This is a genomic window from Sideroxyarcus emersonii (assembly GCF_021654335.1).
Classification (GTDB): domain Bacteria; phylum Pseudomonadota; class Gammaproteobacteria; order Burkholderiales; family Gallionellaceae; genus Sideroxyarcus; species Sideroxyarcus emersonii.
Map to the genome: position 1 here is coordinate 1,965,840 of NZ_AP023423.1, position 13,732 is coordinate 1,979,571.

14 protein-coding genes are annotated in these 13,732 nt (G+C 64.2%); 7 read left to right on the plus strand and 7 right to left on the minus strand.

Going from position 1 to position 13,732, the window contains the following annotated elements; all coding sequences use genetic code 11:
- The first annotated feature begins 55 nt into the window (after positions 1-55).
- The 4 genes from L6418_RS09465 to L6418_RS09480 all read left to right on the plus strand — a co-directional run bounded on the left by L6418_RS09465 (position 56) and on the right by L6418_RS09480 (position 2,800).
- Positions 56-1,396, plus strand: coding sequence for an adenylate/guanylate cyclase domain-containing protein (locus L6418_RS09465; RefSeq protein WP_237246676.1), 1,341 nt, complete (start codon positions 56-58; stop codon positions 1,394-1,396).
- Positions 1,397-1,564: 168 nt separating this feature from the next.
- Positions 1,565-1,969: a phage holin family protein gene (locus tag L6418_RS09470; RefSeq protein WP_237246677.1), complete on the plus strand. Its 405-nt coding sequence runs from the start codon at positions 1,565-1,567 to the stop codon at positions 1,967-1,969.
- 3 nt (positions 1,970-1,972) lie between these two features.
- The gene (locus L6418_RS09475; RefSeq protein WP_237246678.1) at positions 1,973-2,620 is read left to right on the plus strand and encodes a 3'-5' exonuclease; all 648 of its coding nucleotides are present in this window, start codon (positions 1,973-1,975) and stop codon (positions 2,618-2,620) included.
- A 36-nt stretch (positions 2,621-2,656) separates the two neighbouring features.
- Entirely contained in the window at positions 2,657-2,800 is a 144-nt protein-coding gene (locus L6418_RS09480) for a hypothetical protein (RefSeq protein WP_237246679.1), read from the plus strand.
- Between the two features lie 81 nt (positions 2,801-2,881).
- On the opposite strand, the gene L6418_RS09485 is transcribed toward L6418_RS09480, so the two are convergent.
- Positions 2,882-3,184 (minus strand): hypothetical protein, encoded by a 303-nt coding sequence (locus tag L6418_RS09485; protein WP_237246680.1) that lies wholly within the window; start codon positions 3,182-3,184, stop codon positions 2,882-2,884.
- A gap of 4 nt (positions 3,185-3,188) precedes the next feature.
- Positions 3,189-5,774, minus strand: a complete 2,586-nt coding sequence (clpB, locus tag L6418_RS09490) for an ATP-dependent chaperone ClpB (protein ID WP_237246681.1) — start codon at positions 5,772-5,774, stop codon at positions 3,189-3,191.
- A gap of 111 nt (positions 5,775-5,885) precedes the next feature.
- On the opposite strand from clpB, the gene nadC reads away from it, so the two are divergent.
- The 3 genes from nadC to L6418_RS09505 all read left to right on the plus strand — a co-directional run bounded on the left by nadC (position 5,886) and on the right by L6418_RS09505 (position 7,565).
- Positions 5,886-6,731 (plus strand): carboxylating nicotinate-nucleotide diphosphorylase, encoded by an 846-nt coding sequence (nadC, locus tag L6418_RS09495; protein WP_237246682.1) that lies wholly within the window; start codon positions 5,886-5,888, stop codon positions 6,729-6,731.
- A gap of 199 nt (positions 6,732-6,930) precedes the next feature.
- Positions 6,931-7,365 carry a thioredoxin TrxC gene (trxC, locus tag L6418_RS09500; RefSeq protein ID WP_237246683.1) on the plus strand — a complete coding sequence of 145 codons (435 nt, stop codon included), beginning with the start codon at positions 6,931-6,933 and terminating at the stop codon, positions 7,363-7,365.
- Between the two features lie 11 nt (positions 7,366-7,376).
- Complete coding sequence (locus L6418_RS09505; protein ID WP_237246684.1) at positions 7,377-7,565, plus strand: hypothetical protein; 189 nt, start codon at positions 7,377-7,379, stop codon at positions 7,563-7,565.
- Positions 7,566-7,672: 107 nt separating this feature from the next.
- Here the strand turns inward: L6418_RS09505 and L6418_RS09510 are convergent, their stop codons facing one another.
- Genes L6418_RS09510 through aceB form a run of 5 tightly spaced genes read right to left on the minus strand, consistent with a single transcriptional unit; the run spans position 7,673 to position 13,723 of the window.
- Positions 7,673-8,278: a cyclopropane-fatty-acyl-phospholipid synthase family protein gene (locus L6418_RS09510; RefSeq protein ID WP_237246685.1), complete on the minus strand. Its 606-nt coding sequence runs from the start codon at positions 8,276-8,278 to the stop codon at positions 7,673-7,675.
- 25 nt (positions 8,279-8,303) lie between these two features.
- Positions 8,304-9,548 carry a glycolate oxidase subunit GlcF gene (gene glcF, locus L6418_RS09515; RefSeq protein WP_237246686.1) on the minus strand — a complete coding sequence of 415 codons (1,245 nt, stop codon included), beginning with the start codon at positions 9,546-9,548 and terminating at the stop codon, positions 8,304-8,306.
- 4 nt (positions 9,549-9,552) lie between these two features.
- The gene (glcE, locus tag L6418_RS09520; protein ID WP_237246687.1) at positions 9,553-10,623 is read right to left on the minus strand and encodes a glycolate oxidase subunit GlcE; all 1,071 of its coding nucleotides are present in this window, start codon (positions 10,621-10,623) and stop codon (positions 9,553-9,555) included.
- Positions 10,624-10,653: 30 nt separating this feature from the next.
- Positions 10,654-12,108: a glycolate oxidase subunit GlcD gene (gene glcD / locus L6418_RS09525; protein WP_237246688.1), complete on the minus strand. Its 1,455-nt coding sequence runs from the start codon at positions 12,106-12,108 to the stop codon at positions 10,654-10,656.
- A gap of 22 nt (positions 12,109-12,130) precedes the next feature.
- Positions 12,131-13,723 (minus strand): malate synthase A, encoded by a 1,593-nt coding sequence (gene aceB, locus L6418_RS09530; protein ID WP_237246689.1) that lies wholly within the window; start codon positions 13,721-13,723, stop codon positions 12,131-12,133.
- Positions 13,724-13,732 lie beyond the last annotated feature (9 nt).

Consider the following 13,732-nt stretch of genomic DNA (forward strand, 5'->3'; position numbering starts at 1 on the left):
TCCTGCCGAAATTTGCGCCCCCTCCCCCGATAGCGTGTGCCGGTCAGGAGGAATCATGCGATTGAACATCAAGAGCACCGAAGTCTGGCTTCTGCTGATCGTTTCCTTGATGGCGCTGGGCGCCAATCTTCCGGACAACCTGGTCGGGAGCGCGGTCGACCGCAACCTGTTGCTGGTCATGCTGTCGGTGACGGTCTTCATAGCGCTGTTCCGCTACCTCAAATTGATGCTGTTCCTGTCCGTCTCGATCCTGGCCATCGGTGCCAACCTGCCGGATCAGCTGGCCGCCCAGCTCGGCATCAGCCGGACTGCGATGATTGTGGCGTCCGGCCTGCTGGTGGTGGTTGCGCTGCTGTACAAGCTGTATCAACAGCGCAAACCGACCGGCGCAGCGACGGCAACCGAGGGCGTCAGCGAGGCGACGATGGAAGTGCCGGTATCGGTGAGCCATTTGCGCGACACCCCCGATTCCAGGTTCTCGATCATCTCGGCCATCCTGAACGGCGACTTTGCCGCCTTGCATCAGCTGCTCATCTCGGATGTGGAAGTGAATTTCAGCCAGGACGGCCAGATCCCGCTCTTCCTCGCCATCGAAAAAGGCAATGCCGATATCGTCCTGCTGTTGCTGATCCACGGGGCGAAACTCAGGATCAAGAACCAGTATGGGCAGACGCCCACCGACCTGGCGCTGAAGCTCCGCTTCGCGCGCATCGCCAAAATCCTGCATTACGCCGAAACGCAGAACATGGCCATCCAGAACCGCGCCGTCTATTCGTCCCATCAGACGAGGAAGATGGCCGTGCTGTTTGCCGATATCTGCGGCAGCACCGCCCTGTATGACCAGCTGGGGAACGAGGCTGCGCTGAACATGATCACGCGCACGCTGAATCTGCTGAAGCAGGAAGTCGCCAGCCACAAGGGCACGCTGATCAAGACCATCGGCGACGAAATCATGTGCACCTTCCCCAACGCCGCGCGGGCGGCCCAGGCGGCTCGCGCCATGCATCAGGTGCTCGATGCCGAGAAGCCCGGCGGCGAACATCCGATCGCGGTGCGCATCGGCCTGCATTTCGGCGATGTCATCCTCAAGGCCAACGATGTGTTCGGCGATACCGTGAATATCGCCGCCCGCATCGCCTCGATCACCAGGGCGCGGCAGATCATGACCACGCAGGATGTCATCGACGTCCTGCCTGCGGAACTGGGCCACCGGGCGATCCCCATCGCCCGCGCATCGCTCCGCGGCAAGCAGGATGCGCTGGAGGTGTTCCAATTGGTCTGGGGAGCGGACGATACGCAGAGCCGCCGGATCGGCGACTCAACCTTGCGCGGGCTGGATGCCGCCAAAGCGACTGCGGACATCCAGCAGAACGTGCTGGCCGCAACGTTCAGCTGACCGCCCCGACTGCCACGCATAAGGAAGCCCGGCATTGCCGGGCTTTCGTTTTGCGGGGCCTGCGGATCAGCCGTTGCACCGGGCATGCAAACAGTCGCCAGCAACGGCTGCATCGCGCATAATACCGGCACGAGCAGACCTCACTCACCCATTCACCCGCACAGGCACATGACGGACGACATCTTTCTGTTTCTGGTACACCTGGTTATCACCGCGCTATCGCTCTGGCTGGCCAGCTTCATCTTCCGCGGCATCAAATTCGCCAACAACGGCGCGTTGGTCATGGCCGCGCTCCTGCTCGGCCTGGCCAATGCGTTCATCCGGCCGATCATCATCTTCCTGACCTTTCCGCTGACGATGGTCACCTTCGGTTTTTTCCTGCTGGTGATCAATGCGCTGATGATGATGTTCGTTTCGTCGGCGGTGCCCGGTTTCAAGGTGTCCGGATTCTGGACCGCGTTCTTCGCCAGCATCTTCATCGCGGTGCTCAGCTTTTTCGTCGGCCTGTTCATCTTCCAGTCCGGCGACCATCCGATCGCGATTCCCGCGCAGCAGGGCCTGACCTATTCCTGATGCATGAAAAAAGTCGCCCCGACCAAGGATGAGATCGCGCTGCTGGCGCCGTTCGCCGGCCTCACGCTGGAACGCATCCACGTGCCTGCCAGCGGCCCGGAGTTCGCCGCTGCCGCAGCGGCGATCAAGGCGGCGGGCATCGTCGGCTTCGATACCGAATCCAGGCCGACCTTCGTCACCGGCGATGTGAGCGAAGGGCCGCACGTGGTGCAGTTCGCCCTGCACGACAAGGCCTACCTGTTCCAGGTTCACCGCAGCGACGGGCATCCCTTCCTGGTCGAGTTGCTGCAGTCGGAACAGCTCATCAAGGTCGGCTTCGGCCTCAAGTCGGATAGCAGCCACATCTACGCAAAACTGGGCGTCAGGTTCAGCGGCGTGGTGGATCTGAATACGGTGTTCAGCATGCAGGGCTACCGCAAGGAGATGGGCGCACGGGCGGCAGTGGGGCTGGTGCTGAACCGGCGCTTTGCCAAATCGAAGAAGATCACCACCACCAACTGGTCGCAGCAGGAACTCACGCCGCAGCAGATGCTCTACGCCGCCAACGATGCCTACGCCGCGCTGAAGGTGCTGGAGGCGCTGGCTCTGCCGCGCAACGCGCTGCCGATCATGGGCCAGCCCGCCATTCACAAGGCCGATTTATTGGAGTAGCATGAATTTTCCTTAACCACGATAAGGAGTCCGATCATGCCCCACTCACATCATTCCAGCCGGGACAAAGATACCAAGAAGAAGCCGCTGATGACGCCGAAGGAAAAACGCGCGGCCAAACATGCGAAGAAACATAGCCAGGATGTGCAGCCCCTGATCACGCAACCTGCCACACATTGATTGAAAAAAGCCCGGCGATGCCGGGCTTTGTATTTGGCGAGCCCAGCAGGGCCGGGTTCGCAATGCACTAGCCAGCCGCGTTCACTTCACCTCGTGCGGCTCGACTACGCGGATCACTTCGCCCTCGAACACGGCGTCATTGCTCGCCGTCGCTGCCGCCCTCGTCGCGCGGGAGTGCAGGTCGCGCATCTGCTTGCGCAGTTCACGCGTCTTCCACCACAGATATGCCCAGGCCATCGCGCCGACCAGCGCGATGACCACGAGCAATACCGCCGAGAACATCAGGGCCAGACCGACCATCGCCACGGTCAGGATCAGCGCTGCCAGCTTGCGCAACGGGCCGCGAGGTTTCCCCGGCGCAAGGGAGGCATATTTGATCTGCACGCGATCAGCCCTTGTCGAAGCGCATTACGCCTGCCTTGCAATCCACCTTGACGGTGTCCTTGGCGGCGAAGCGTCCTTCGAGGATGGCCTTGGCCAGCGGGTTCTCGATCTGCGCCTGGATCGCGCGCTTCAGCGGACGCGCGCCGTACACCGGATCGAAGCCTGCATTGGCAACCTCCGCCAGTGCGGCATCGGTCACTTCCAGCTTCATCTCCATCGCAGCCAGGCGTTTCTCCAGGCCCAGCATCTGGATGCGCGCGATGGACTTGATGTTCTTCTCGTCCAGCGAGTGGAACACCACCACCTCGTCGATGCGGTTGATGAACTCGGGACGGAAGTAGTTCTTCACTTCGCCCATCACTGCCAGCTTCACCACCTGGTAGTCGTCGCCTTCCATTTTCTGGATCATGTCGCTGCCCAGGTTGGAGGTCATCACGATCACGGTGTTCTTGAAGTCCACGGTGCGGCCCTGGCCGTCGGTCATGCGTCCGTCGTCGAGAACCTGCAGCAGCACGCCGAACACATCCGGGTGCGCCTTCTCCACTTCGTCGAGCAGGATCACGCTGTACGGTTTGCGGCGCACGGCCTCGGTCAGGTAGCCGCCTTCCTCATAGCCGACATAACCGGGAGGCGCGCCGATCAGGCGGGCGACGGAATGCTTCTCCATGAATTCGCTCATGTCGATGCGGATCAGGTGCTCTTCCGAATCGAACAGGAAATTGGCCAGCGTCTTGCACAGCTCGGTCTTGCCCACGCCGGTGGGGCCGAGGAACAGGAACGAGCCGTACGGACGGTTCGGGTCGGACAGTCCCGAGCGCGAACGGCGGATGGCATCGGACACCAGGCGAACCGCCTCGTCTTGTCCCACCACACGCTCGTGCAGCTTGTCTTCCATCTTGAGCAGCTTGTCGCGCTCGCCCTGCATCATCTTGCTGACCGGGATGCCGGTAGCGCGGCTCACCACTTCGGCGATCTCTTCCGCGCCGACCTGCGTGCGCAGCAGCTTGTTCTTCTGCCCGCCACCTTCGGCCTCGCGCTGGGCGGCTTCCTTCAATTTCGCTTCGAGTTGCGGCAGCTTGCCGTATTGCAGCTCGGCCACTTTCTCCAGCTTGCCTTCGCGCTGCAAGGCAGCCATCTCGGCCTTCACGTGATCGATCTCTTCCTTCACCGACGCCGCACCCTGTGCCGCACCTTTCTCCGCCTTCCAGATTTCTTCCAGGTCGGCGTATTCGCGTTCCAGCTTCTTGATCTCGTCCTCGATCAGGCCCATGCGTTTGCGCGAGGCTTCGTCCTTCTCCTTCTTCACCGCTTCGCGCTCGATCTTCAGCTGGATCAGGCGGCGGTCGAGCTTGTCCATCACTTCGGGCTTGGAATCGATCTCCATCTTGATGCGTGCGGCGGCCTCGTCGATCAGGTCGATGGCCTTGTCCGGCAGGAAGCGGTCGGTGATGTAGCGATGCGACAGTTCCGCCGCCGCGACGATGGCGGGGTCGGTGATCTCGACGCCGTGGTGCAGTTCGTATTTCTCCTGCAGGCCGCGCAGGATGGCGATGGTCGATTCGACGCTAGGTTCGTCCACCAGCACCTTCTGGAAGCGGCGCTCCAGCGCGGCATCCTTCTCGATGTATTTGCGGTACTCGTCCAGCGTGGTCGCGCCGATGCAGTGCAGCTCGCCGCGCGCCAGCGCCGGCTTCAGCATGTTGCCGGCATCCATCGCGCCTTCGGCCTTGCCCGCGCCGACCATGGTGTGCAGCTCGTCGATGAACACGATGTTCTTGCCTTCGTCCTGAGACAGTTCCTTGAGCACCGATTTCAGACGCTCCTCGAATTCGCCGCGGTACTTGGCGCCGGCCAGCAGTGCCGCCATGTCCAGCGACAGCACGCGCTTGCCCTTCAGGGTCTCGGGCACTTCGCCGTTGATGATGCGCTGCGCCAGGCCTTCGACGATGGCGGTCTTGCCCACGCCCGGCTCGCCGATCAGCACCGGGTTGTTCTTGGTGCGGCGCTGCAGCACCTGGATGGCACGGCGGATCTCGTCGTCACGGCCGATGACCGGGTCGAGCTTGCCCTGGCGGGCGCGCTCGGTGAGGTCCATGGTGTATTTTTTCAGGGCTTCGCGCTGGCCTTCGGCTTCCTGCGAACCGACCGACTCGCCGCCGCGCACGGCATTGATGGCCTGCTCCAGCGGTGCGCGTGCCACGCCGTGCTGCTTGAGCAGCCGCCCGCATTCGCCCTTGTCGCTGGTGAGCGCCAGCAGGAACATCTCGCTGGCGATGAACTGGTCGCCGCGTTTCTGCGCTTCCTTGTCGGTGAGGTTGAACAGGTTGGCCAGGTCGCGGCCGACCTGTACCTCGCCACCGTGGCCTTCCACCTTGGGCAGGCGCGTTACGGCATCGTTGAGCGACGCCTTCAGTGCATTGACGTTGCCACCCGCGCGGGCCAGCAGCGAACCCGCGCCGCTGTCGGCATCGTTGAGCAAGGCCAGCAGCAGGTGCTGCGGCTCGATGAACTGGTTGTCGGCACCGACGGCCAGGCTCTGGGCATCGGACAGGGCTTGTTGCAGCTTGGTGGTGAACTTGTCGAATCGCATGGCTGTTCCCTCAAAGAGATATCTGACTGCAGGGTAAATGGGGCAAGGCACGGCGATTTCAACCCCCTGCTGCTTCCCTTATACTACGCCCTCTTTCAAGGACAGCCCCCCATGCCACACACCAGCCTCGCCCACCACATCCGCGCCAATGTCGCCGCCGCCCTGGCGGAAGACGGCTACGACTGCGACCTCACCGCACAACTCGTTCCCGAGCGCGCCCGGGCCCGAGCCACGGTGATCACGCGCGAACCGGCAGTGCTGTGCGGCACGCTGTGGTTCGAGGAGTGCTTCCTTACACTCGACCCGGAATGCAAGATCAAATGGCTGGTGCAGGAAGGCCAGGTCGCCGAAGCGAACCAGACCTTGTGCGAGATACACGGCAATGCACGGGCCATGCTCACCGCCGAACGGCCGGCCCTGAATTTCCTGCAGACACTTTCCGCCACCGCCACCAGGACGCGGCTTTACGTCGAGGCTGCGCAAGGTACGCAGGCGAAGATCATGGACACGCGCAAGACCCTGCCCGGCCTGCGCATGGCGCAGAAACATGCGGTTCGTGTGGGCGGCGGGCACAACCAGCGCTTCGGCCTGTCCGACGGCGTGCTGATCAAGGAGAACCACATCGCAGCCGCGGGCGGCATCCGCGAGGTGCTGGAACAGGCGTTCCAGATCATCCCGCCGGGCACGTCGATCCAGATCGAGGTGGAGACGCTGGCCCAGCTGGAGGAAGCGCTGAACGCCGGTGCGCGGCTGATCCTGCTGGACAACTTCTCGATGGCGGATATGCGCCTGGCCGTGGCCCATGCCGCCAAGCGCGCCGAACTGGAAGCCTCCGGCGGCATCACGCTGGAGAACGTGCGCCTGGTCGCCGAGACCGGCGTGGACCGCATCTCCATCGGCACGCTGACCAAGGATATCGAGGCCATCGACCTGTCGATGCGCATTGCCCTCCCTTGAAGCTGGCGCCGCCTAATCTACTGCGTAGCCAAAGTGCTGCGTTGCGCGGTGCTCGGAGTCCTCATGTACTTCATGTACATTCCGGCTCCTGTGCTCCGTGCGCCTTGTACTTTGGCCACTCGTAACGATTACTCGACACCATCTTGAAATCTCGTTATTCGCCCCATATATTAGAATCTCCTGATTTATTGAGGCCATCATGAGCGATCCCAAACATATCGTCTGCCCGCATTGCGATGCGGTGAACCGCGTCCCGTCCGACAGACTGTCGGCCCAGCCCACCTGCGGCAAATGCAAGCAGCCCCTGTTCACTGCACATCCGGTGGAACTGACCGGGCAGAATTTCATGCAGCACATCGGGCGCAACGACATCCCGGTGCTGGTGGATTTCTGGGCGCCGTGGTGCGGCCCCTGCCGCATGATGGCGCCGGCCTACGAGAAAGCCGCGCAGCGGCTGGAACCGCAGCTGCGCGTCGCCAAGCTGAACACGGAAGAGGCGCAGCAGCTCGCCGCGCAATACAACATCCGCAGCATCCCGACCCTGGCGCTGTTCAAGGGCGGACGCGAAGTGGCGCGGCAGGCCGGTGCGATGGATGCCGCCGGTATCGAAGCGTGGGTGAAAGCTCGCTCCTGACTGGAGGAACCATGAGATCTCTGCTCGTCTGGATGACCTTGTTGCTGCTGGCTGCGTGCGATGCAGACCCGGCCCGCAACATGTACGAAGGCATCAAGGGCAACAACGATGCGAAGCGGACGCCGGAGGAACGCGCCATGGCGCCGGCCCCCAGCTACGACGAATACAGGAAGGAACGCGACGCGCAGTCTGCCAGGTAACACGGCCTCGACGAGTGCTGATCATTGCACTCGCGACGTGGATGGAAGCACAGCGGCCAGAAGAAATAAAATCGCCGCCGTTCATGCAGGTCGGCCAGGCGGATCGATCAGCGCGGCTTGCGCGCCACCATATCGATCAATGCCGACATGCCGCTGTGACCGGTTCCTTCGCGGATGACGTCGTCGTGCTCGCGCAGGTGCAGTATCTCCATGTCGGAAAACGCCTTGCGCAGCAGCGCCTCGGTGTACAGGTTCTCGGCCTGCGAAGGGCCGCCGGTCTTGTACTCCAGCTGGCGCGGCGTGTAGCCGTGCAGCAACAGCAGCCCGCCCGGCTTCAGGCAGCGCTTGATGTGGGCAAACATCTGCTCGCGCAAATCGGGCGCGGCGAACTGGATGAAGATCGCGGCGACCACGTCGAAGCGTTCCTCGCCCCAGTTCCATTGCGTCAGGTCGACCTGCTCGAACTTCGCCGTGACGCCGCGTTGCTGCGCCAGTTTCCGCGCCTTTTCCAGCGCAACCGATGAGGAATCCACCGCCAGCACGTCCAGGCCCTGCTGGGCCAGCCACACGCCGTTGCGCCCTTCGCCATCGGCCACGGCGAGGCACGACATCCCCGGCTTCAGCAGGCTGCGCTGCGTAACCAGGAAAGCGTTCGGTTCGGTGCCGAAATGATATTCCTCGCCGGCATAACGTTCGTCCCACACTCCCGCCATATTCGATCCCCTTTCGTTCTTCGATTCAATTCCGTTCGCTTGCGGCAGCGCCCAGCGCATCGTCGAGCAGCTCGATCCAGTGACGCACCGGCAGGTCGGTGCCGCTTTGCAGGTGCGTCTGGCAGCCGATGTTGGCACTGGCTATCTGCACGGGTTTTCCGCTTTGCAGCGCAGCCAGCTTGTTGCGCAGCAATTGCTGCGACAACTCCTGCTGCAGGATCGAGTAGGTGCCGGCCGAGCCGCAGCACAGGTGCTTGTCGGCTACCGGCGTCAGTTCATAGCCGGCCCCGGCCAGCAATTGCTCGATCACGCCGACGATGCGCTGCCCGTGCTGCAGGGTGCAGGGGGCATGGAACGCCACCTTGCCGCGCTGTGCCGGAGTGAGCAGCTTGAGCAGGCTGTCTTTCTCGGCCGCCAGCACCTCGCTCAAGTCGCGCGTCAGTGCGGAGATGCGCGCGGCCCTGGCGGCATACACGGAGTCGTTGCGCAGCAGGTGCCCGTATTCCTTGACCATCGCGCCGCAGCCGCTGGCGGTCATCACGATCGCTTCCGCACCTTGCTCGACATGCGGATACCACGCATCGATGTTGCGGCGCATATAGTCGAGGCCGTCCGCATGCGCGTTCAGGTGATAACTGACCGCGCCGCAGCAGCCGGCCTTTTCGGCACTGACCAGCGAGACGCCCAGCCTGTCGAGTACCCGCGCTGCCGCGGCGTTGGTGTTGGGCGCCAGTCCCGGCTGCACGCAGCCTTCCAGTACCAGCATGGTGCGGGCGTGGCGCGCCGTCGGACGCGCTGTCGCCTTCTGTGCAACGGGAATGCTCCTGGCCACGCCGCGCGGCAGCATTGGACGCATCAGGCGACCGACCGCCAGCAGGGAATTGAACACCGCCGGACGCGGCAGCACCCTGCGCAGCAGCCCGCGCTGGATGCGCTGGCCCACGCTGCGCGCGGTTTTTTCTTCGGCATAGGCACGGCCGATGTCCACCAGGCGGCCGTATTGCACGCCGGACGGACAGGTCGTTTCGCAGGAGCGGCAGGTGAGGCAGCGGTCCAGGTGCAGCATGGTCTTTTCCGTCACTGCCGCGCCTTCCAGCATTTCCTTGATCAGGTAGATGCGTCCGCGCGGGCTGTCCAGTTCGCTGCCCAGCAATTGGTATGTGGGACAGGTGGCGGTGCAGAAACCGCAATGCACGCAGGCACGCAGGATGGATTCCGCTTCCTGCCCGTCGGCGGTGTGTCTGATGGATTCGATGAGGTTGGTTTGCATGGCGTCAGAACTCCGGATACATGCGGCCGGGATTGAAGATGCCGTGCGGGTCGAAGGTCTGCTTCAGGCGCCGGTGCAACTGAAGCAAGGCGGACGGCAGCGGATGGAACGGTTCGTCGCTGGCGGCAGCGCTGCGGAACAGCGTCGCCTGGCCGCCGACTGCAGATGCGGCCTGCCGGATCTGCGCAGCGGGCGCATCGCTGACCAGCCAGCGCAGGGCACCACCCCACTCGATCAGTTGCCGTCCGGGCAGGTCGAGCACGGTTGCGGTGGACGGCAGCGACAGGCGCCACAACGCCTGCTCCTTGCCGCCAGTGGATTGGAAGAACGCGTGCTGCTGCTCGCGCACGCTGCGCCAGAACGCCTCCGCATCCGCCACGATGTCGCCGCCGAGCTTGCTGCGCACCGAGCGCACTGCGGCGGCGGCGCCGGACAGGCGCACGGTCAGCACGCCGTTGTGATAGCAGGTCGCGGACAAGGACAGCGGCTGCGCGGCCCAACGGTTGACCGCTTCCAGCGCTTCCTGCTCCGCCATGACGAAACGCAGGCTCATCTCTTCCACCGGGATCGGCAGGACCTTCAGCGACACCTCCAGCAACAGGCCCAGCGTGCCGAGCGAGCCGGTCATCAGGCGCGACACGTCATAACCGGCGACGTTCTTCATGACCTGGCCGCCGAAGTTCAGCACTTCGCCCTTGCCGTCGATCATGCGCACACCCAGCACATAGTCGCGCGCCGCACCGGCATAGGCACGGCGCGGTCCCGACAGTCCGGCGGCGATGCAGCCGCCCAGCGTGGCGCCGCTGCCGAAGTGCGGCGGCTCGAACGGCAGCATCTGCCGCCTGGCGGCCAGCTCCGCCTCGATCTCGGCAAGCGGCGTACCGGCGCGAGCCGTGAGCACCAGTTCGGTGGGTTCGTAGGAGACGATGCCGCGGTAGCGCGTGGCGTCCAGCGCGTCACCCTGGGTGGCGCGGCCGTAGAACGCCTTGCTGCCCGAGCCCAGGATGCTCAGCGGGCGGCGCTCGCGCCCGGCGTCCAGCACGGCCTGGCTGTATTGTTCGATGATGTTCTGCATGGCTTTATCCGTACTCACAAGAACGACTGCTCAGAAACGCGGCAGCTCTGGGAATGGCAGCTGCCCGTGGTGCACGTGCTGGGCGCCGAATTCCGCACAGCGATGCGCGGTGGGGATCACCTTGCCGGGATTGAGCAGGCCGGAGGGATCGAACGCCAGCTTCACTTCGCGGAAACGCTGCAGTTCCGCAGACTTGAACTGGGCGCACATCTGGTTGATCTTTTCGATGCCCACGCCGTGCTCGCCGGTGATGGTGCCGCCCACTTCCACGCACAACTCCAGGATCTTGCCGCCGATCTCTTCGGCACGATGGAATTCGCCGGGCTGGCTGGCATCGTAGAGGATCAGCGGATGCAGGTTGCCGTCGCCGGCATGGAACACGTTGGCGACGCGCAGGTCGTATTCGCGCGACAGTTCTTCGATACGGTTCAGCACATGCGCCAGTTCGCGGCGCGGGATGGTGCCGTCCATGCAGTAATAGTCGGGCGAGATGCGGCCAACGGCAGGAAAGGCGGCCTTGCGCCCGGCCCACAGCCGGAGCCTGTCCGCCTCGTTCTCCGAAGTGCGCAGCGAGACGGCGCCGCAACGCGTGAGGATCGCCTCCATGCTGGCGATCTCCTCGGCGACCTCCTCCGGCGTGCCGTCCGATTCGCATAGCAGGATCGCTTCGGCATCGAGCGGGTAGCCGGCATGGACGAAATCCTCCGCCGCCTTGATCGACAGCTTGTCCATCATCTCCAGCCCGGCCGGGATGATGCCCGCCGCGATGATCTCCCCCACCGCGGCACCCGCCTTGGCCACGCTGTCGAACGCCGCCATCACCACGCGCGCCAGTTCGGGTTTGGGCAGCAGCTTGACCGTCACCTCGGTGATCACGCCCAGCATGCCTTCGCTGCCGGTGAACAGCGCCAGCAGGTCGTAGCCCGCGGCATCCAGCGCTTCCGCCCCCAGTTCGAGCAGTTCGCCCTCCATGGTATAGGCGCGCAGCTTGAGCACGTTGTGCACGGTGAGCCCGTACTTCAGGCAATGCACGCCGCCGGCGTTTTCCGCCACGTTGCCGCCGATGGAACAGGCGATCTGGCTGGACGGATCGGGTGCGTAGTACAGGCCGTGCGGCGCGGCCGCTTCGGAGATCGCCAGGTTGCGCACGCCCGGCTGGACGCGCGCGGTGCGGGCGACCGGGTCGAGCGTCAGGATGCGCTTGAACTTGGCCATGCTGAGCAGCACGCCGTCGGCAAGCGGCAGCGCGCCGCCCGACAGTCCGGTGCCGGAACCGCGCGCGACCACCGGCACGTTCTCGCGGCGGCACAGCTGCAGTATTTCGCGCACCTGCTCCTCGGTCTCCGGCAGCACCACGGCCAGCGGCACCTGGCGATAGGCCGACAGGCCGTCGCACTCGAACGGCTTGAGGTCTTCCTGCTCGGACAACACCGCTTCCGCCGGCAGGATGTCGAGCAACTGTCTGATCAGTTCCTGGTTCTTCATAAATTCCCGTTGCCGCAAAAAATCAGTCCATCACTTCGTAGCAATGGTTGGTGAGGAATTCGACGATGGGCTGCCGCGCGATCAACTGCTCGAACACCGTCGCGGCCTGCTCGTAATTCCCCGGGATGAAACGCTTCTCCTGCACGCCGGCGTTGATGCCGGCCAGCACGCCGGGGAGCAGCCCGCGCACCAGCTCCAGCGTCACCTTGCGCCCGTCGTCCAGCACGCCGCGCGGGCTGTGTACCCACTGCCACACCTGCGAGCGCGAGATCTCGGCAGTGGCGGCGTCTTCCATCAGGTGATGGATGGGCACGCAGCCGGTGCCGGCCAGCCAGGCGCCGAGATAGCAGAGCGCCACTTCGATGTTGATGCGCACGCCGGCTTCGGTGATCGGCCCCTGCGGCTCGAAGCGCAGCAGGTCGGCCGCGGTCGTGTGCACGTCGGCACGCTGCTTGTGCAACTGGTTCGGCGTGGGCATCAGCCGGTCGAACACCTCTTTCGCCACCGGCACCAGGCCCGGGTGGGCGACCCAGGTGCCGTCGTGCCCGTCGCCCGCTTCGCGTTCCTTGTCGGCGCGCACCTTGGCCAGCGCGACGGCATTCGCCTCGGCATCCGACCTGATCGGTATCTGTGCCGCCATGCCGCCCATGGCGTGCGCATTGCGGCGGTGGCAGGTCTTGATCGACAGCAGCGAATAGGCGCGCATGAAAGGCGAGGTCATGGTCACCAGGCCGCGGTCGGCGAGGATGAAGTCCGGCCGCGCGCCGAATTTCTTGATGCAGCTGAAGATGTAATCCCAGCGGCCGCAGTTGAGGCCGGCGGAATGCTCGCGCAGCTCGTACAGAAATTCGTCCATCTCGAAAGCGGCGAGTATCGTCTCGATCAATGCCGTCGCCTTGATGGTGCCGCGCGGGATGCCCAGTTGCTGCTGCGCGTGCACGAAGACGTCGTTCCACAGGCGCGCCTCCAGGTGGCTCTCCATCTTGGGCAGGTAGAAGTAAGGTGCGCTGCCGCGCGCCAGCAGCGCTTTCGCGTTGTGGAAGAAATACAGCCCGAAGTCGAACAGGCTGGCGGATACGGGATGCCCGTCCACCGTCACATGCTTCTCGATCATGTGCCAGCCGCGCGGACGCACGAACAGCACGGCGACCTTGTCGTTGAGCTGGTAGGTCTTGCCGTCTGGGTTGACGTGACTGATGGTGCGCGCGACCGCGTCGCGCAAATTGGCCTGCGCCTCGATCACGTTGCTCCAGGTCGGGGTCATGGAATCTTCCAGGTCCGCCATGTACACGTTGGCGCCGGCGTTGAGGCCGTTGATCAGCATCTTGCGTTCGGCCGGGCCGGTGATCTCAACGCGCCTGTCCTGCAGCTCGGCGGGCACCGGCGCGATGGTCCAGTCGCCGTTGCGCACGGCAGCGGTCTCGGCCAGGAAGTCGGGGTTCTTGCCGGCATCCAGTTCGGCCTGGCGCCGCACCCGGTTCTGCAGCAGCGATTGCCGCACCGGCTCGAACTTGCGTGCCAGACCGGCGATGAAGGTGAGTGCTTCCGGCGTAAGGATGCCGGCCTGCTGCGGGAGTGCCGGAGCCTTGATTTCAATTCCTGTGGGGTGAGCCATGTTCGCCTC

Excerpts from the sequence above, each read along its gene's own strand:
- L6418_RS09480 (WP_237246679.1), top strand. The coding sequence starts at position 2,657 with ATGCCCCACTCACATCATTCCAGCCGGGACAAAGATACCAAGAAGAAG.
- L6418_RS09505 (WP_237246684.1), top strand. The coding sequence starts at position 7,377 with ATGAGATCTCTGCTCGTCTGGATGACCTTGTTGCTGCTGGCTGCGTGC.
- trxC (WP_237246683.1), top strand. The coding sequence starts at position 6,931 with ATGAGCGATCCCAAACATATCGTCTGCCCGCATTGCGATGCGGTGAAC.
- L6418_RS09470 (WP_237246677.1), top strand. The coding sequence starts at position 1,565 with ATGACGGACGACATCTTTCTGTTTCTGGTACACCTGGTTATCACCGCG.
- nadC (WP_237246682.1), top strand. The coding sequence starts at position 5,886 with ATGCCACACACCAGCCTCGCCCACCACATCCGCGCCAATGTCGCCGCC.
- glcD (WP_237246688.1), bottom strand. The coding sequence starts at position 12,108 with ATGAAGAACCAGGAACTGATCAGACAGTTGCTCGACATCCTGCCGGCG.
- L6418_RS09510 (WP_237246685.1), bottom strand. The coding sequence starts at position 8,278 with ATGGCGGGAGTGTGGGACGAACGTTATGCCGGCGAGGAATATCATTTC.
- glcE (WP_237246687.1), bottom strand. The coding sequence starts at position 10,623 with ATGCAGAACATCATCGAACAATACAGCCAGGCCGTGCTGGACGCCGGG.
- glcF (WP_237246686.1), bottom strand. The coding sequence starts at position 9,548 with ATGCAAACCAACCTCATCGAATCCATCAGACACACCGCCGACGGGCAG.
- aceB (WP_237246689.1), bottom strand. The coding sequence starts at position 13,723 with ATGGCTCACCCCACAGGAATTGAAATCAAGGCTCCGGCACTCCCGCAG.
- clpB (WP_237246681.1), bottom strand. The coding sequence starts at position 5,774 with ATGCGATTCGACAAGTTCACCACCAAGCTGCAACAAGCCCTGTCCGAT.
- L6418_RS09475 (WP_237246678.1), top strand. The coding sequence starts at position 1,973 with ATGAAAAAAGTCGCCCCGACCAAGGATGAGATCGCGCTGCTGGCGCCG.
- L6418_RS09465 (WP_237246676.1), top strand. The coding sequence starts at position 56 with ATGCGATTGAACATCAAGAGCACCGAAGTCTGGCTTCTGCTGATCGTT.